The 18133-nt window shown below is 66.6% G+C and carries 13 protein-coding genes; 4 read left to right on the forward strand and 9 right to left on the reverse strand.

Features of this window, described 5'->3' with window-relative positions; genetic code table 11:
• Positions 1-396: 396 nt before the first annotated feature.
• Positions 397-840 carry an ATP-binding protein gene (locus AB0H88_RS02495; RefSeq protein ID WP_357640264.1) on the reverse strand — a complete coding sequence of 148 codons (444 nt, stop codon included), beginning with the start codon at positions 838-840 and terminating at the stop codon, positions 397-399.
• Between the two features lie 575 nt (positions 841-1415).
• Here AB0H88_RS02495 and AB0H88_RS02500 point away from each other — a divergent pair.
• Together AB0H88_RS02500 and AB0H88_RS02505 are read left to right on the forward strand one after the other, a co-directional pair.
• A complete protein-coding gene (locus AB0H88_RS02500; RefSeq protein WP_357640267.1) occupies positions 1416-2261 on the forward strand; it encodes a helix-turn-helix transcriptional regulator in 846 nt (281 codons plus the stop codon).
• Positions 2254-2457 carry a DUF397 domain-containing protein gene (locus AB0H88_RS02505; RefSeq protein ID WP_357640269.1) on the forward strand — a complete coding sequence of 68 codons (204 nt, stop codon included), beginning with the start codon at positions 2254-2256 and terminating at the stop codon, positions 2455-2457. The genes AB0H88_RS02500 and AB0H88_RS02505 overlap by 8 nt, the downstream gene beginning before the upstream one ends.
• Positions 2458-2586: 129 nt before the next feature.
• Here the strand turns inward: AB0H88_RS02505 and AB0H88_RS02510 are convergent, their stop codons facing one another.
• The 6 genes from AB0H88_RS02510 to AB0H88_RS02535 all read right to left on the reverse strand — a co-directional run bounded on the left by AB0H88_RS02510 (position 2587) and on the right by AB0H88_RS02535 (position 8616).
• The gene (locus tag AB0H88_RS02510; RefSeq protein ID WP_357640272.1) at positions 2587-3231 is read right to left on the reverse strand and encodes a response regulator transcription factor; all 645 of its coding nucleotides are present in this window, start codon (positions 3229-3231) and stop codon (positions 2587-2589) included.
• Positions 3222-4370: a histidine kinase gene (locus AB0H88_RS02515; RefSeq protein WP_357640275.1), complete on the reverse strand. Its 1149-nt coding sequence runs from the start codon at positions 4368-4370 to the stop codon at positions 3222-3224. Before AB0H88_RS02515 ends, AB0H88_RS02510 begins: the two co-directional genes overlap by 10 nt.
• Before the next feature lie 10 nt (positions 4371-4380).
• On the reverse strand, positions 4381-5163 hold the full coding sequence (locus AB0H88_RS02520) for an ABC transporter permease (protein ID WP_357640278.1): 783 nt from the start codon (positions 5161-5163) through the stop codon (positions 4381-4383).
• Positions 5164-5180: 17 nt separating this feature from the next.
• Positions 5181-6095, reverse strand: coding sequence for an ATP-binding cassette domain-containing protein (locus AB0H88_RS02525; RefSeq protein WP_357640283.1), 915 nt, complete (start codon positions 6093-6095; stop codon positions 5181-5183).
• Between the two features lie 113 nt (positions 6096-6208).
• Positions 6209-7537, reverse strand: coding sequence for an MFS transporter (locus AB0H88_RS02530; protein ID WP_357640285.1), 1329 nt, complete (start codon positions 7535-7537; stop codon positions 6209-6211).
• Between the two features lie 155 nt (positions 7538-7692).
• On the reverse strand, positions 7693-8616 hold the full coding sequence (locus tag AB0H88_RS02535) for a LysR family transcriptional regulator (protein ID WP_357640289.1): 924 nt from the start codon (positions 8614-8616) through the stop codon (positions 7693-7695).
• A 151-nt stretch (positions 8617-8767) separates the two neighbouring features.
• On the opposite strand from AB0H88_RS02535, the gene AB0H88_RS02540 reads away from it, so the two are divergent.
• Both AB0H88_RS02540 and AB0H88_RS02545 read left to right on the forward strand, forming a co-directional pair.
• Complete coding sequence (locus AB0H88_RS02540; protein ID WP_357641985.1) at positions 8768-9193, forward strand: nuclear transport factor 2 family protein; 426 nt, start codon at positions 8768-8770, stop codon at positions 9191-9193.
• Between the two features lie 154 nt (positions 9194-9347).
• Complete coding sequence (locus AB0H88_RS02545) at positions 9348-10694, forward strand: FAD-dependent oxidoreductase (RefSeq protein ID WP_357640292.1); 1347 nt, start codon at positions 9348-9350, stop codon at positions 10692-10694.
• Between the two features lie 108 nt (positions 10695-10802).
• On the opposite strand, the gene AB0H88_RS02550 is transcribed toward AB0H88_RS02545, so the two are convergent.
• Together AB0H88_RS02550 and AB0H88_RS02555 are read right to left on the reverse strand one after the other, a co-directional pair.
• Positions 10803-11138 carry a hypothetical protein gene (locus AB0H88_RS02550; protein WP_357640295.1) on the reverse strand — a complete coding sequence of 112 codons (336 nt, stop codon included), beginning with the start codon at positions 11136-11138 and terminating at the stop codon, positions 10803-10805.
• Positions 11135-17857, reverse strand: coding sequence for a polymorphic toxin-type HINT domain-containing protein (locus AB0H88_RS02555; protein WP_357640297.1), 6723 nt, complete (start codon positions 17855-17857; stop codon positions 11135-11137). The genes AB0H88_RS02550 and AB0H88_RS02555 overlap by 4 nt, the downstream gene beginning before the upstream one ends.
• Positions 17858-18133: the final 276 nt, after the last annotated feature.

Raw genomic sequence — 18133 nt, forward strand, 5'->3', positions numbered from 1 at the left:
TCCCCCCGTCCCCCCCCCGCGGGGGGGGCCCCCCCCCCCCCCCCCCCCACGCCCGCGATGGGCGGCCTGGAAGGTGAAGCCACTTCTCAGCGGAGTAGGCCGACCAGTAAAGCACTCCACTGCGCATCCGCCTGCCCGGCATGCCATCGGTCGCTTTCGTCGACGATCCACGTGTTCGGCCCGATACGGATGCGTCGAATGAACCGCTGGCCGCCCGCCTGGCACAGTTCGTAGAAGGGGCTGCAGCACTCGCACGTACACGCGATTACGCGCACGCCACGGCTGTCGTCACGCGGCGCATTCCACACCAGCCGCTCGGTATGCGACCGCGCCGGGGACTTGTGCAGTGAGGAGGAAACCACACTTGGTCGACCATCCAGGACGCCCCGAAGCACCTCATTTCCGCCCTCCCGCCCTTGCCACACAGGCAGACGTACCGTTCTTCGTGGACATCTTCGCCCACACCACCCGCCGCCGATAACCCTCATCGCGCACACCCCACCCGGCCGCGACCGCCTCCACCAGCCACAACCCCCGGCCACGACACTCGTCGGCATCAGCGTTACGCACCCTGGGAACGGTCACCGCCCCTTCATCGATCACCTCGAGGTAGGCCGTCACGGCATCCACGGAGGAGATCTCCACCGTGACGAACCCACCAGGCTCGCCAGAAGCGGTATGCGCCACGGCATTCGCCACCAACTCACTGACCACCAGCCGGACGTCGTCCACGTCCTCGTGCCCGGCAACCGTCAGCACCTCCCCCACGCACCGGCGAGCCACCGACACCGAACGTTTCACTCCCGGCAGCACGATCTCAGCCAGGAACAGCCCGCTCATAGCTCCAGCTCCAGCATGCGACCCGGCGGACTCGCATCGAGCGTGTCCACCGGTCGAAGTGGGCCTCGCCCGCACGAGAACAGCCACCGCACTTCCCACGACCTGGCCCGCACTCGCGCCGGCCATCTCGTCGCCCTCGATGGGGTGATGAACGGCTCCTTGCCACGCAGTAACCGAACCAGGACAGGCACGCTCCACTGACGCAGAACGCGGGCCGCTCCCACCAGACAGAGGCATTCCTCTTGGCCTCGGATGGGTCCCGTCCGGTTACGCCTCATTGCTCCAACCGCCCTTCACCCGCGGGAACCAAATTGGGCCATTCGCCCTTATATGCGCACTATTAGATTCCGATATATCGCACTTTTCGCACCACGCCCCTCGGCGCTCGCCCGACAGACACAGGCGCGATCGTGCACAAATACCGTCATACAAAGCTGCACCATTTCTCGCAGCCATCCCGCCTTGCGGAGTCATCATGCGCTCACCCTGCGCTACCTGTCAATGCACTGTGCACTCCATAGGCGATCAGTGCAATTGATGGGATTGTCCATCGCTCACCTGACACACTGGCCTCCATGACATCGACCTACAGTCCGACAGTGAGACTGCGGCGACTTTCACGTGAATTGCGCAGAATGCGAGAAGAGAAAGGATTGACCCCCGAGGCCGCCGCCGCTCAACTCGGCTGGAGCCGAAGCAAGGTAAGCAGAATAGAAACCGGCCGTACCATGGCAAGTCGTTCCGACGTTTCCGCCATCTGCGATCTGTACGGGGCCAATTCAACGGACCGCGCCGGACTTATACAGCTCGCAAGTGAGGTTCGCCAGCGCGGATGGTGGACGGCTTATGCCGACGTGTTCACCGGCTCCTATATCGGACTGGAGGACGAGGCAGCTCTGATCCGCCAGTGGGAAGTCCAGCTCATCCCAGGTCTCCTCCAAACCGAGGACTACTCCCGAACCGTGATCGCCATGCATCGCCCCGAGGACGACGCCCAGCGCCGCGTCATGGCGCGGATGGCGCGACGTACGCTGCTCAGCCAACCGACCGCACCGAATCTCAACGCCATCCTGGATGAAGCTGTCCTCCGGCGCCCGATCGGAGGCCGCCGAGTGATGCACGAGCAACTGGAAGCGTTGCTGATTGCAGCCAGGCGGACGAACGTAACAATCCAGGTTCTTCCTTACCGCGCAGGCGAACACGCAGGCCTGGAAGGGGCATTCACCATCCTCAGCTTCTCCGACGAGAACGATCCCAACGTTGTCTACGTCGAGGGCACAGCAGGTGACATCTACGTCGAAAGCACCGAGCAGGTCGAGCGTTGTACGCTCATATTCGAGCGCATCCGCGGTGCGGCCCTGTCCCCGGAGGACTCCCTGAGGCTCATCTCGGAAACCAAGGAGGATCTCTCCCATGATTGATCTCTCACAAGCCGATTGGCACAAGAGCAGCCACAGCGGCAGCGGCAACAACTGCGTCGAGGTGGCTAGCAACCTGCCGAACGTTGTCGCAGTTCGGGACAGCAAGGATCGTAGTGGACCGGTATTGATCTTCACCCCAGGCGAGTGGCGCGCTTTCATGGCGGGCGCCAAGAACGGGGAGTTCGACTTGGCTTGATCCCGGCATGGCTCAGTCGTAGCGAGGATTTCGCCGTCCCAGGCAGCGCGCTGCCCGTCGCCGACGTCACCTGTAGCACGGACAGAGCGTGGGCTGCCGCATCCCGCTGGTGAGGCTGTCGCGCCGCGATCAGTTGTCGAGGTAGCGCAGGATGGCCAACACCCTGCGGCTGTAGCCGGAATCGCGCGGCAGGTCGAGCTTGTCCATGATGGCGTTGATGTGCTTTTCGACGGTGCTGAGCGACACGTGCAGGCGTTCGGCGATCGCCGTGTTGACGTACCCTTGCGCGAGGTGCCGGAGCACCTCAGCCTCGCGCGAGCTCAGCCTGCTCAGCTGGTCGGCGTGCGTGGTGCGGAAGAGCAGCTGGCGGACCACCTCTGGGTCGAACACCGTGCCACCCGCGTGTACCCGTTCCAGCGAGTCCAGGAAGTCGGCCACCTCCGAGACCCGATCCTTGAGCAGGTAACCCAGCCTCTTGGTGGCTCCCGCGAGCAGTGTGGCCGCGTACGCCTTCTCCACGTACTGGGACAACACGAGCACGCCGACGTCGGCGTGGCGTTGGCGGATCTCCAATGCCGCCCGCAGCCCTTCGTCGGTGTGCGTCGGCGGCATGCGCACGTCGACCACGGCCACGTCGGGATGATGCCGTTCGACGGCGTCGAGCAGCGTCAGCCCGTCACCGACGGCGGCGACGACCCTATGCCCGGCATCGGCGAGCAACCGGATCAGACCTTCCCGGAGCAGCACCGAGTCGTCGGCCAGGATCAACCGCAAGGGACCTCCTTGGGCAGCATGGCCGCGATCTTGGTGGGGCCGCCTTGTGGGCTGTCGACGGTGAACCCGCCGTCGAGGGCCAGGATGCGTCTGGCCAGCCCGGACAACCCTCCGCCTGAGGGGTCGGCGCCGCCCTTGCCGTCGTCAGAGATGGACACACTCACCGTCCGCTCGTCCTCGGTCAACATCACGAGGACGTCATGCGCGCCAGCATGCTTGATCGCATTGGTGATCGCCTCACGGGCGACGAAGTACAGGGCCGTCTCGACCTCGGAGACGGGCCGATCGGCCAGCCCGTAGTGCACGGTCACCGGCACACTCGACCGCTCGGCCACCCCCGCGAGCGCGGCGTGCAGGCCCAGCTCGTCCAGCGCGGTCGGATAGATCCGCCAGGCGACGCTGCGCAGCTCGTCCAGGAGCTGGCGGGATTCGGCGTAGGCCTGGGCGACCAACTCGCCGATCCTGGCCGGGGCGGCGCTGTGCTGGGCACGGCCGAGCAGCATGGCGAGCGCCACGCCGCGTTGCTGCACGCCATCGTGCAGGTCGCGCTCGATCCTGCGCCGCTCGTCGTCCACCGCCCGGACGATGCCTGAACGAGTCGTGGTCAGCTCGGCGATGCGCCGGCGCATCAGCTCTTGCCTGCCTGGCCCGAGAAACCGGTCGGCGAGCCGGCGTTCGGCAGCGCCGACGGCGACGGTTCCGATCACGATCAAGGCCAGCAGGAGCCCTGCCGTGGTCAGTCCGACGACCCCGCTGTCGGTGATCAGCTTCACGCCGGGAAGGTTGACCGGCACGGATTCGCCCTCGCCCGTCGCGATGGCCCACAGCCCTCCGAACAGGAGCAGGCCGCTGAGGAACAGCCCGGCCGCGAGGCCGCACCCTGCCGCGACGCCCAGAGTGGCGCGAGCGGTGAGAAAGCCGTAACCGCCGCCCGCCGAGGCCGTGTCGTGGGCCAGCCACGTGGCCAACCGCGCGCGTTCGAGTGCCATCAGCCGGGCCAGGCCCCGGTCGGCGGCGGGCCGCGTGGACGCGATCAGACGGGCCGGCCAGGCCACCCAGAGGAAGACCAGTTCGACGATCCCGAGAGCCGTGCCCATGAGCACACCGACCAGGGTGCGCGCGAGACGGCTACCTGACATTGTCGGCAGCCTAGGCATCGCGCCGCCGCAGTACCGCATGGCCCGCTACCAGCGCCCCCACCGTCCATGCCAGCAGCCAGGCCAGCCCTTCCCCCGCGCTGTAGGGGATCGGGCCGCCGGTCAGGTTGTCGGTGCTGCCCATGAAAGCCAGACCGGCGAACAACGGCATGCGCAACGAGACCTCCAAAGCCGCCTGGCTGCCCGTCGTCAGCAGCATCAGCGGCAGGCCCATCAGCAGCATGAACGCCACGGTCAGGGTTCCCGCGGCACTGCGTACCGCGGTGCCCACACCGATCGTCATCACGGATATCAGGGCGTAGAAGAGCCCCATGCTGAGGAGGTCGCGCACGACCTCGTGGAGTGGCAGCACCGCAAAACCACCGAATACGTCGACGGACAACACCGTGTAGACGACCGCCGTGGACACGCCCCCGGACAGCACTCCTGCGGCGAACATCACCGGCACCACCGCCAACGCCTTGGCGGCCAGCATGCGGCCGCGAATCGGTGTGGCCTGCAGCGTGCTGCGGATGCCGCCCGACGCGTACTCCGAGGTGATCACCAGCATCGCCAGCGCGACCAGCGCGAACTGGGCGAACGACGTCGCCGACACCACCGGCTCACTCGCCGTAAGGCGTGCCCCTTTGACGCCTTCGCGCAGCATGTTGGTGGCGGTGCTACCGCCGAGCGTCACGGCGCTGACCACCATGAGCACCATCGCACCGGCCAGGCACCACCAGGTGGAGCGTACCGACCACAGCTTCACCCATTCGGCGCCGACCGCCTGACCCAACTGTCTGACACTCATGTTCACGCCCCCGCTTTTCGTACGCCGTACTCCACGCTGCTCGCCGTCAATTCCTGGTAGGCCTGCTCCAGCGAGGCTTCGCGGGTGCGCAGTTCGTGCAACCGGATACCCGCATCGTGCGCCAGGTCGCCGATGCGCTCGATGGCGACGCCGGTGGCGACGAGCTGGTTCTCTTCGAGCCGTTCGACCGTGATGCCGGCCATGCTCAGCCGAGCCGACAGATCGGCCGCATGCGGAGTACGTACGACCACGGCGGTCAGGGAACTGCGCGCGATGACCTCCGTCAGTGGCGCGTCCATGATGAGCCGTCCCTTGCCGATCACGATCAGATGGTCGGCGGTCAGCTGCATCTCGCTCATCAGATGGCTGGAGACGAACACGGTCCGGCCCTCCTCGGCCAGCGAGCGCATCAGGTGACGCACCCAGCGCACGCCGTCGGGGTCGAGGCCGTTGACGGGTTCGTCGAACATCACCACCTCGGGATCGCCCAGCAGCGCGGCCGCGATGCCGAGCCGCTGGCTCATCCCCAGCGACAGCGCACCGGCCCGCTTACGCGCCGCATCCGCCATCCCGACCTGCTCCAGGACCTCCGCCACCCGCTTGCGCGCGATGCCGTTGCTGCGCGCCAGCGCCACCAGATGCGCGTGTCCACTGCGTCCGGGATGCAGCGCCCGCGCGTCGAGCATCGCGCCGACCATCCGCAGCGGGTTCCTGATCTCGTGGTACGGGACGCCGCCGATCAGCGCCGTGCCCGCGGTGGGGTGATCAAGCCCCAGAATCAGGCGCATCGTCGTCGACTTGCCCGCCCCATTCGGCCCCAGGAAGCCGGTCACCGTGCCCGGCCCCACCTTCAGCGACAGGTCGTCGACGACCATCCGGTCACCGTAGCGTTTGCACAAACCCTTGAGACTGATCACACCGGCCAACGCTAGGCAGCCGCCGAGACCGCCACCATGGAGGCGAACCTCCGACTTCAATGGCGGAAACCCGTAACTCACACCAAGGGCCTACATAAGAGTGCGTTCCCGGACTATGTGGTGCGGGAGGGGACGGCTCGCTGGACGATGAGGGCCGCGGTGAGGCATATGGCTCCAGCGACTGCCATTCCAGCTGAGGGGCCGAGAGCCGCCATCATCCCGGTGGCAGCGGCCAGGGTGACAGTTTCCAGGCTCATCCGCGTCGTACTGAACAGCGCGGCGCCCGCCCCTCCACGCTGGGAGGGCACATAGCTGAGCGCTTGCCCGTCCGGGACGCCTTCGGTCAGCCCAAGACACAGCCCGATAACCCCGGCCGCGACGAGAAGGGCGGCAGGATGGTCGGTCACCTGAAGGATGACGGCGGTGACGGTGCAGGCGAACAGGGCGGTTGTCACTATCTGCCGTGCCAGTCGGCGCGCGAGCCGAGCGGCAAGAAGCGGAAGGACCGTTGATGGCACGGTCAGCAGACTGAGCATGATCGCCGCCTCGCCTGGCCCCATGTTCTGGACAGCGCCGAGCTGAGGGAGCACGGTCAATCCCACCACGAGCATCCCCATGAAGGCACCCGTCGCCACGGCGTACGCGCGATAGGCGGGGATCCGCAACAAGTCCACGGGGATCGCGGGATCAGCCGCGCGCCGTTCCACGCGGATGAGCCCGGTAGCGCTGACCGCCGCGACGAGGACGAGTCCACCCGACCCCCACCACGGGACTCCGGCTCCAAGGCCCAGCCCGAGCGCGGTCACCACGGCGGCGATGGTCACCCCGAAGAGGACAGCGCCGGCAAGGTCGAAGTCATCGGACACGTCGGGGCTGCGAAGTCCCGGAAGCCCGAGCGTGGCCAAGGCCGCGATAGCGGCGACAAACCCCGGCACGACGAAGACGAGCGGCCAACCTCCGATGGCCATCAGGGCCTGGGCGACGACCGGTCCCAGCGCCAGGCTGCTGCCCAGCACGGCGCCCGCGTAGCCGTACACCCGACGCCGCTCCTCCGGCGGGTACACGGCCAAGACCATCGAAGAGCCACCGGCGGCGCACATGGCCGCCCCGACGCCGGCGACCGCGCGAAGGGCTACCAGAGACGACAGGTCCGGCGCGAGAGCGGACAAGACCCCAGTGGCTGCGACGACGATGTTGCCGACAGCGAAGAACCGGCTGCGGGCAGTACGATCCGCAGTCACCCCCGCGAGCAGGAGGGCCGCAGCGAACAGCCCGTTGTAGGCGAGGACGATCCACGGACCCAGGGCACCCGCACCGGGCAGCTGCGCGGTCGCGTCGGGGACAGCCGCTGTCGCGCCGGTGATGGCAAGTGGGAACACTGCGGTAGAGATGAGGTCAGCGACAAGGACGCGCCGACGTTGACGAGAAGACAAGGCGAACATGGGTGCGCTCCGGAACAAGGAAATCCGAGCGCCACGAAAGCGCTCCTGGCCAAGGGGTCAGGAGCGACGGCGAGAACTGGGGTTTTGCGCCGTCGCTCTCAGCGACGGCGCACCTTGTCTGTCTTCGGCACGAGCACACGCTAGCAGCAGGCCGTTCATGAGGAAGTGACCAGGTCGTGAGCGGCCTCGGCGAAGGCGCGGACCCGGGCGGTGGCGCCATCGGCCCGCCACAGCAACCCCCATAGCAGTGGCGGGGCATCGCTGATTCGGACGTAGGCGACGTCGGGGCGCGCGTAGTAGCGCCTGGCCTGGGCTCCGACGGGGAAGGCGCCGTGCCCGGCGCCGATGAGGGTGAGCATCTCGTTGAACGTCGACGCCGCGGGTCCCGGCTCGATCGGCCGCCCGTTGGGCGTGGTACGCGGAGTACGGTCCTGTCGCAACGAGACGGGCAGGGTGTCCGGCAACTGAAGCAGCTTCACCCTGGCCAGATCATCGAGCGAGACCGACGTACAGCCTGCGAACGCATGCTGGGACGGCACAGCCAGCATGCGCGCCTCGGACACCAGTACCGGACCGGTGACGATGCCCGGCTCCTCGATGGGGAACGTCCCCAGCGCGAGGTCGATCTGGCCGTCACGCAGCCAGGGCATGAGATCGACCATCTGCGCTTCGCGAAGCTGAACCTCGCAGTCCGGCAGACGCCGGTGGAACAGCTCGGCGGCCCCAGCGAGCAGTTGCCCGCCCGCCGCACCGACAAAGGCCACCCGCAAGGTGCCAGTCAGGCCACGGCCGACGTCGATCGCCCGCGCAAATGCGGCGGCGATCTGATCCCAGGCCGGCCGGACCTCCTCATATAGCTGCCGCCCCGCCCTGGTCAGCTCCACGCGACGACTGGTACGGATGAACAACGGCACCCCGGTCCGGCGCTCCAGCTTGGCGATCGTCTGGCTGATCCGGGCGGTCGACACGCGCAGCCGCTCAGCGGTACGGCCGAAATGCAGCTCCTCGGCCAAGGTCAGGAACGCGTCCAGTTCATGCCGCTCGAGCATCTCACCCCAGATCGTTAACCCTTGCTTCACGATCCTTCCACAAGGCCGCGTTGATCGGCCCCTCGCGCCAGGCAAAAGTGGACCGCACCAGCCACCCTCTCTTGGGAGCAAGCCATGTACGTCAACCACTGAACGCGCCCTCTCCGCCCTGACGAACGACACGAACGCCCTCCTCCGGGAACTGCGGGACCGCACCGAGATCCTGGACGCGCTGTACCGTTTCGGCCTGGGCCAGGACCTCCAAGACAAGGCCCTGTTCGTCTCCGCCTTCGCCGCCGAAGCGGAACTCGACTTCCGCCCCGCCGCCGCCAAGTGGGGCAGCCGGCCACCGGTGATGTCCGGACGGGACACCATCCTGACCATGTTCACCGGCCGGGTGGAAACCACCCACCAGGTCACCAACCCCCGCATCACCATAGACGGGGACACCGCGCGACTGACCGCCCTGGTGGAGGCCCAGCATGTGCTCGCCGCCGACCACGCCGTCTTCGCCCTGCTGAAGAACGACGCCGATCTGGTCCGCGACGCCGAGCGCTGGGTCATCCGCCGCCTGCGCATCGACAACGCCTGGTACACCGGCGACCCCACCGCGATCTTCGGCGTCTGACGAACGCCCCTACCACCCAGATCGGAGAAAGATGAACAACAAGCTGAACGACCTGCGCGCTCTCGTCTGAGGACGCATCCTGCTCCCCGGAGACGACGGCTTCGACCAGGCCCAGCGCCCCTGGAACCTGGCCATCGAACAGTCGGTTCCCGCCGTGGTGGAGGCGGCCGACGCCACCGACGTCGCGGCCGTGGTCCGCTATGCCCACACCTGCGGTCTGGCCGTTGCGACCCAGCCCAACGGCCACGGCGCCACCCCGGACCTCGATGGCGCCATCCTGCTGCGTACCCGGCGTCTGAACACCCTGGAGATCGACACCGCCGCCCGGCATGCCCGTGTCGGCGCGGGCGTGTCCTCGGGCAGCCTCCAAGCCGCCGCCGCGCCGCATGGCCTGACCGGCCTGAACGGCAGTTCCCCGGTCGTCAGTGTCGCCGGCGTCGCCCTCGGCGGCGGACTGAGCTGGTTCGGCCGCAAACACGGCTGGGTCGCCGACCACGTCACCGCCTTCGACATCGTGGACGCCGAAGGCCGGCAGCGACGGCTCACCGCCGACACCGACACCGACCTGTTCTGGGCCCTGCGCGGTGGCGGCGGCTCCTTCGCCATCGTCACCGCCCTCGAACTCGCCCTCCACCCCGCTCCGCACCTGTACGGAGGGCGCATGTTGTGGCCCATCCAGCACGCCTCGGAGGTGATGGACGCCTACCGCCAGATCACCGCCCCCAACGACCTCACCCTCTGGCTGGACCTGCTGCACTTCCCCGGCTCCGAACCCATGATCGCCATCGACGCCACCTATCTCGGCCCCGCCACCACGGCCCGCGCCCTGCTCAGCCCCCTGGACCACCTGCCCCACCCCCTAACCGACAGCAGGCGCCCCATGAAGATCACCGAACTCGGCACCATCACCGCCGAACCCACCGACCCCGGCGCGGGCTCGTCACGCGGCGAACTGCTCGCCGACCTGGATGACAGGGTGGCGAGGACCCTGCTGGCCGAACCCATCGCCCCGCTGATGAGCGTGCAGATACGCCACCTCGGCGGTGCTTTCGCCCTCCCGTCCGAGACTCCCCATGGCCCGCTGACCGAGCCCTACGCGCTCTACCTGTTCGGTGTCCCAACCGACCCGGCGACCGCCGAGGCCGTCACCGCCAGGCAACGCGCACTCACCGACGCCCTCCCCATCAGCGGACGCAAGCCCTTCACCTTCCTCAGCCTTGGCGAGACACCGGCCGACGCCTTCACGCCGGCCGCATTGAACCGCTTGCGCGGCCTCAAACGCCACCACGACCCGCACGACACCCTCCGCGCCAACTTCCCCATCCTCAGCTCAACGCATCCATCCGTCCCCCGCCTCCAGCGAGACGCCATCGACACCTTCAGCACCACCCTCGACGGACCGACGAGCGCCGGGCGGCAACGGCGACGGCCTCCGTCCGCTGACGTTGCCCACTTCTCTCCACGGCATCAGCGGTTTGAACCCTCTCCGGTAATTCCGTAAATCACTTGATCTTGTGGATCGTATGCAGTTATCCCATACCTCGACGCCAAGTCGATCAGAACCGAAGAGGCTTCATTGGAACGCGACTTGCGACTACGGGACATCTATCTATTCGTTACTTTCGTGATGCCGAGCCCGGCTCTTCACCCAATAGATCATGCGATCCGCCGACCCGATTGACTTCGGCTCCGGTTCACCAATTTTGATCGTGTATTCGATCAATGGGTGATCACCGGAAAAAAGGGCATCCAGCTCGAACGTGGCTTCTTCGGCATCGCCTTCAAGTTCACTCGATTGGCGATGAGTCCAGAAGATAAGTTCTACGCGCCCCTCTTCAACGCGCACAGCCACGGCAATCACATCATTCGAGATCAAACCAAGGAGTGCCTGCACCGCAAGAAGCGTGATCTCGTTCTCGCGCTGGTGTCTTTGGTTATCGATCATGGCGCACTCGCATTAGGGTTCATCGGCACAACACTCGGACTCTTGGTCCCCTTGATCATGAAAATGTTTGTGGGCACTCCGAGACGATTCATTGCTGGATTGTTGTCGTAGCCCACGACGGAGCGGACTCTAATTTGAACATTGCCCGTCTTGGTTATTCCCATGATCTCCGCCGATCCTGAGTGATAGGCGTCGAGCACAGCCTGCGCGTCTGCGTGAGAATTGAAATAGCCACCGCCTCTGTATCCGTTCCCTCCGAGGATGTGTCGATCCTGCTTCTGCCTGCTGATAGTCGATTTAATCTTCGGCAATTCGACGATATTGCCGGTGGAGTCGGCAATAAACCGCGGGCACGACGAGTTATGCACCAGAACTGGCGTAGAGCCTGCGAACACATAGTACGTGTGCAGGTCGGCCACCGTCAGGTTGTAGACGCGCTGGTCAGCAGCAGTCGACTTCTCGAGCGCAGCAATCTTTAGGTAGGCGCCCTGGCTGGTCTGCAGCCACTGCCCTGGCCGAAGCGTGCCTGCCTGCTCCCACTGCCGAGCGGTCGGCGCCCAGAAGGGGTGACCGTCGGTGGCAGTAACCATGCCGGTCTCGCTGCCTTGATCGCCATCGCTGTCCACCGTCACCCGCACCAGATTCTTAACACCTTTACTGGTGATCGGAGTGATGACGGATTTTGCCTCGCTCTTGCCTGTTTTTGGATCGGTCGCAACGACTTTATCGCCGACCTTTATTTCTTCAATAGACTTCTTGGCCCCGTCGGCCATGAGCACCCTTGTGCCAGGAACGAAGCTACTGCAAGGGTGCTTTACCCCCGACACAAAGGCCTTTCCTACGGCTCTAAATCCACCGCGCAATGCGGCCTTTGCAATGCCGCCGATGCCGGTGATCGCATCGATGGCGTAGCCCGCATCTTCGGTCTCCTCGACACGCCCTTCACCACAGTCAGAATAACGCCTGCATAGCTCCGCCTTATGTTTGGCGCGCTGCTCCCGTTGCCGGAAGTTTTCGCCGGCCTCTTTCTTGTCGCGTATTTGTGCATCGCGGGCCCGCTGCTGGTTGATCTTTCGCTGCTGATCGGCTACTGCACGGTTGTGTGTCTTCTGAAGTTTGATCTCCCATGTCTTCTTTTTCTGCCCGCTGGCCTTGTGCGTCTTGGAGAAGGTGTTGTCGGATTTGGCGTTGCCGGTGTCGACGCGGCGGCCGTCGGGGTCGGATTGGGTGATGGGGTCGTTGGCGGCGTAGCTGTAGGGGTTGGCCCATTCGGGGGTGCGGAGGTCGAGTTCGGGGTCGGTGGAGATGAATTTGGCGATGGCGGGGTCGTAGTAGCGGGCGCCGAGGTAGTCCAGGCCGGTGGCGGTGTCTTCGATCTTGCCGAGGAAGCCGCGGTCGGTGAAGGGCAGGTCGTCGCCGCCGCGGCGCTGACCGTACGGGAGGTAGCGTTCGCGGTTGATGGTGCCGGTGGTGGCGTTGATGGCCAGTTGGGTGCTGCCGTGTTGGCCGGCGAGCAGCCAGGTGACGCCGGTGGCGTCGCGCATGGCGATCGGCGATCCGTCGCTGGCGCTGTAGTAGCGCTTGCCCGCGACCAGGCCACCGGACAGCCGTAGTTCCATGGCGCCGAGGTAGAGGGTGGTGCTGCCGTCTGGGTCGCGGCGGATCAGCCGCTGCCCGTCGGCGTCGTAGACCATCGAGGTCTGCTTGCCGTCGACAGTTGCCTGGGTGAGTTGGCCGAGTTGGTCGAAGTCGAAGGTGGCCTGCTTACCGGCCACGGTGCGGGCTGACAACTGCCCGGCGTTGTCGTAGGCGTAGGTGTCGGTGCCGCCAGGTCGGGTGATGGAGGTGACGGCGTTGGGCCGGACCGCGGTGGCGCCGGGGGTGGGGTAGGTGTAGATGGCGGCCTGGCCGTTGTCGGTCAGGCTGGTGATGTTGCCGACCTTGTCGTAGGCGTAGGCCTGGGTGTAGGGATCGAGGCCCTTGGCGTCGCCTGTCCCGGTGCACGAACTCACGGTGGTGGTGTAGGCGGTCTTCAGCCGGAGCAGGCCGTCGTAGGTGAAGCATTCGGACTGGCCGTCGGTGCTGCCGGGGATGGCCGAGGCGGCGTCCAGGACGCGGGTGATGGTACCGGCGACGTTGTAGCTGTAGCGGTCGTCTTGGATGGTGTCGGGGGTGCTGGTGTCGGCCTTGGTCTGGGTGGAGACCCGGGAGAGCCAGTCGGTGATGGTGTCGCGTTCGAGGGTGCGTTTGATTTGACCGGCGGCGCCCAGCGAGCGGGTGGCGAGTTTGCCGGTGGGGGTGAAGGCGGTGTCCTTGACGTAGGTGAAACCACCGGCCAGGTCAGAGGTCAGGCCCTTGGCGAAGCCGAGGTCGGTGTAGGCATAGGTGAGCTTCTCGGCGGCTAATCCGCCGGCCTCAGGCAGGCTCTGCTCGCGCAGGTTGCCGGCCGGGTCGTAGGCGGAGGTGAAGGTGTAGTCGCGGCCGAGGTTGCCTTCGCTGCCGGGGATGGTGAGTTTGGTGGCGGTCGGCCGGTAGTCGCTGTCGTAGGCGGTGACGGTCTGGGTGTAGGCCTGGCCTGCGGTGTAGCGAGTGGCGGCGCCGGGCTGGCCTTTGGCGACGGTGTCGTAGCTGAACTCGGCGAGTTTGGTGCCGGTGGACACCTCGCCGGACCATTGGATGGTGCGCCGGCCCAGGTCGTCGTAGCTGTTGGAGATCTTCTGGTTCTTGCCGTCGATGCTGAAGGCCAGCTGCCCCGCCAGGTCGTAGCCGTAGCTGGAGGCACCCGCGTCCGGATCGGTAGCGGCGGTGCGCCGGTTCAGCCAGTCGAAGGTGTAGGTGCGGACGTCGCCGTTGGCATCCGTCATCTTCGTGAGGTTGCCGTGCAGGTCATAGCCGTAGCTGGTGTCCTGGTGGGCGGTGGCATCCGCCCACTCCTCGACCTTCACCGCACGGTCGAAGACGTCGGTGACGGTGGCGGTCTTGCCACCGACGGGCGGTGTGACCTCGGTGCGGTCGGCGCCGGGGTAGGCGGTACTGGTGCGGCGCAGCTCCGTGTCGAGGTGGTAGGCGATCGAGGCGACCGGGCGTTCCTGGTCGTCGTAGACGGTCTTGGTCCACTGCGGCAGGCTGGTCGTCGTGGGGTTGAGCAGCCCGCTGCCGGGCTGGCCGGTGTTGTGCACCGGTTCGGACACCGCGCTGGTCAGGCCGCGCGGGTCGTAGGTGGTGGCGGTGACGATCCGGCCGCCGGATGGCGAGTCGGTCTGCGCCTCGCGGGCCCGGCCTAAACCGTCCTCGTAGCTGATGGCACTGGTGTACGTCGTGCCGGTCAGCAGCTGCTTGACGGTGGTTTTGATCGGCGCGGTCGGCTGGCCCAGCCAGCCGTTCCAGGCGATGTCGTAGGCCACTGTCGTGCTGGGTGTGCCGCCGCTGCGCGGCTGGCCCGGCTTCCATAAAGCGGTGGTACGGCCGAGCGCGTCGTAGTCCATCTCGGTGGTCTTGCCGTTGGCGTCGGTGACCGCGACCGCCTCACCCAGGCGGTGCGACAGCCGGGCGGTGACGGTATGGCCGAGCGGGTTGGTCGTCGTGACGCCGGTGGCGGGCCAGCCGACGGGCGGGGTGTAGGTGGTCGAGGTGGTCTTATTCAGCGGGTCCACGCTGGTCAGCTGGCGTCCGTACTCGTCGAAGGTCGCCTTGACCGTGGAGATGGTGGACGCGTTGGCGTAAGTACGGACCTCGGTGGGGTTGCCGTCGCTCGGCTTGTTGGTGGCCGGGTCGGTGCCCAGGTCGTACAGGCTGACGGTCTTGCCGATCAACGCACCGGCGGCGCAGTCGTCGCCCGAGCGCTCCTCCACCACTGACGGGAAGTCGAGCAGCCACTGACCGGCGTCGGCGTTGCGCGCATACGTGGTGGTGGTGCACGTATTGTCGGTGGTGACGCCGTCTTGGCCGTAGTCGTTGACCTTGTTCGGTAGACCGTCGGCGTTGTAAGCGGTCTTGGAGTCGGTGTAGCGCCAGGCGCCGCCGGTTATCTTGTCGCGGGAGCGCTCACGCGTCTGCAGCACCAGGGCGGGATCCATGGCGCCGGGCCCGTTGCCGGTGGTCTGGATCGTGTACTCCCACCGGGTGGAGTCCACCTCGGTGTAGGCGCGCGGGCTGAGTGCGGTCATCTTCCACGACTGCTCCTGCAGCACGTTGCCCTGCAGGATGGGCTTGTCCACCAGGGTACCGCCGTCGAAGTCGGTGACGGTCTCTCCGGTGCCGCGCAGGAAGTTGCGGGTGGTGACGGTGTAGCCGGCCGGGTCGGTGCCCGTCCCGTCGATGGTGCGCACCTGGCTGTAGCCGCGCCAGTCCGAGGTCGGCGGAGCCTGGCCGGGCTCGGCGAACTGGATTGGTTTGGTCCAGCGCGGGCTGCCGATGAACTCGTACTGATGCACCATGTCCGGCGAGGCGCCGACCATGTCCCGTTCGACGACCTTGACCGCGAGCTGCTTGAAGAAGCGCGACCAGCTCTCATAATCGGATTCGGGATCGCTGTAGTCGACGTCGTAGCAGTCACCGGTCTTGTCGGTGAAGTAGTTGGAGCCGTCACGGCCCTTGCCGCCGCCGCACGCATCGGCTTGGCCGTAGGTGACCTCGGTGCGGCCGCCCATCCCGTTGCCGATCGCGGCGATGCGCGGCACCATCCGCCATGACAGCAGGTCGGTCCAGTCCGACATGGAGTCGTAGTCCATCTTGCCGGCCAGCATCACCGCGTCGAAGTCCAGCGGCGGTAACGCCACCTCTTGGGCGGCGGCCAGCCCGACGTGCTGCACGGTGTCCAGCCACAGCGCCGGATCGTCGGCCGGCCCGAAGTCGGTGCGCTGGTAGATCCACGTCTGTGCCAGGTCCAGCCGGTCCACCGGATCCCACCCGTTCGAGGTGGGGTTGAGCGACTCGGTCAACACCGAGGTGAGTTTGCGGGTGGAGAAGAAGCCGATCGCGCTGTTGGCGCAGCCGGCGGCCTGTGCGCACTGCAGGTCGGTCGGCACGTCCACGCCGCCGCGATCGGCGGTGGTGAAGGTGGTACGCGCGGTCGGCACGCTGCCGGGCACCTGGGTGTTGTGGCCCCACTGCACCCTGGCCAGCGTGCCGCCCCGGTCATAGGGCAACACCCGGTACAGCTCGTGCGCACACGAGGGCAGGCAGAAGTAGTTGCTCTCCCGGTTGTAGGAATAGTCGATCACGTTCTCGTTGGAGTCGAGCTCCTGATCCAGGTTCCACCGCCACACCCCCGTACAGGTGGGCGGGATCGCGTCGTTGAGGTAGCGGTCGTAACACGGCTCGCCCGAGTCGTTGCCCACGTACGGCACCTGCCACTGGGCGTCCTTGGTGTAGCCGAACCGCCACACCGTGCCGTCCTGGCTGGTGACCTTCCAATACGGCTGGCTGTCGGCTCCGCCAGCGACCTGCTCGATCTTCCAGCCGAAATCCGGAACCGTCTTCCAGCCCCCACCCGCATTGCGGTCCTTGACGATCTGCGCCGACCGGCCACCCGCCGACAGCACCAACTCCGACTGCGACCGGTCAGTGGTGGCGGGATCGTCGTCGGTATCGTCCGGCGACTCCCAGCACAACGCCTCCCCGCCGATCCCGAGCTCCTTGGCGTCCCAAATGAGCTCCGCGGTGTTGTCGTCGTAGGCGTTGTCGACGTAACAGCGGCGATAGCGCCGCTCGATGAACCCGGCGCTCAGATCCCAGCCCGCACCCACCACGCTGGACTGGTTGTTGGACCACTGCCCCTGCCCATCCACCGACGACGCGTCATACTGCAACGACAGATCCGGCCCGTCACCGCCCACCGACGGCGCCTCCGGCAACGGCACGTCATAGTCGAACCCACCACCCGACGTCCCCGCCTGCCACGTCCCCGACGGCTTCAGATCGGTCGCACCCCAGTTGCCGTTGGGCCCCGTCATGCCGACCGACAGCAGATACACCGACCCCGCGGCCAACTGCGCCGCCAGCCGATCGCGCGCCACCTGGGCCGCCCACGCCTTACGATCCTTGCCCGGAGTTGTCGGCTTGACCGCCGCCGCACTCGCACCGGCCGGCGCCGCCTCGACCTCCGCGGTCAGCGTCCCGGCCTTCGCATCGTTCGTGGACGGCACCACCGCTGGGCGCCCCACGCACGTCTTCGGCCGCGGCACCTCCACCGCACAGGCCGGCACCCGCACCAGCCGCAACCGGCTGACGAAGTTTCCACCGAACGCGTCCCGGAAGCCCGCATACGAAAACTCCGCCCGCACCTTGCCCGGCGTCGCTCCATCGTCGGCCCGCACCATCCGCGCGGCGATCCCCACTCCGCCCAGAGCGCGGACAACCTCCGGCGACAAAGTCTCCACCTTGACCTTGTCCAGCCCGCCACCCTTGACCTGGCCCACCTTGACCGGCAACGTCCCGGCCTCGGCCACCTTGCCGACGGCCGACACCTCCACCTCGGCCGTGCCCGCCTTCGGCCACACCGGCTTACGCCGTTCCACCTTCGGCGCCGATGCCTCCGCGCCCTTGGTGACCTCGCGTTTCGGTACGGGGCGGCCGTCCACGGACTGTTCAGGGTCCGGCGCGGCAGCGGCGGCCCGCTCCACCAGTTGATCCGGCACCCCGACACTCGAAATCAGCACCATCGCGCAAAGCCCGACGATCAATGCCGTCAACCACATCCGTACACGTCGAGCCCGCATTCCGCACTCCTTTTCGGCACGCTGACGCAGACCCCGGGCCAACGGGGCCTACGCGCACCTAAGGCAGACATAAGAACGATCACTCGGAATGTGATCGACAAACCAAGATCGGTCAACAACGGGAGCGTCACTTACCCGACACCAACCGTCAGAACCCGTAAACCACGCTTGCTATGCGCGCTGGTCAACCGACATGTCAGGGAAGACGCTTTCCCGAAGAAAAACACGCATGTGATCTACGTCACAGTCGCGACCGTTCGTGGCTCTACGGTTACG

Source organism: Nonomuraea sp. NPDC050680 (assembly GCF_040654555.1).
GTDB lineage: Bacteria > Actinomycetota > Actinomycetes > Streptosporangiales > Streptosporangiaceae > Nonomuraea.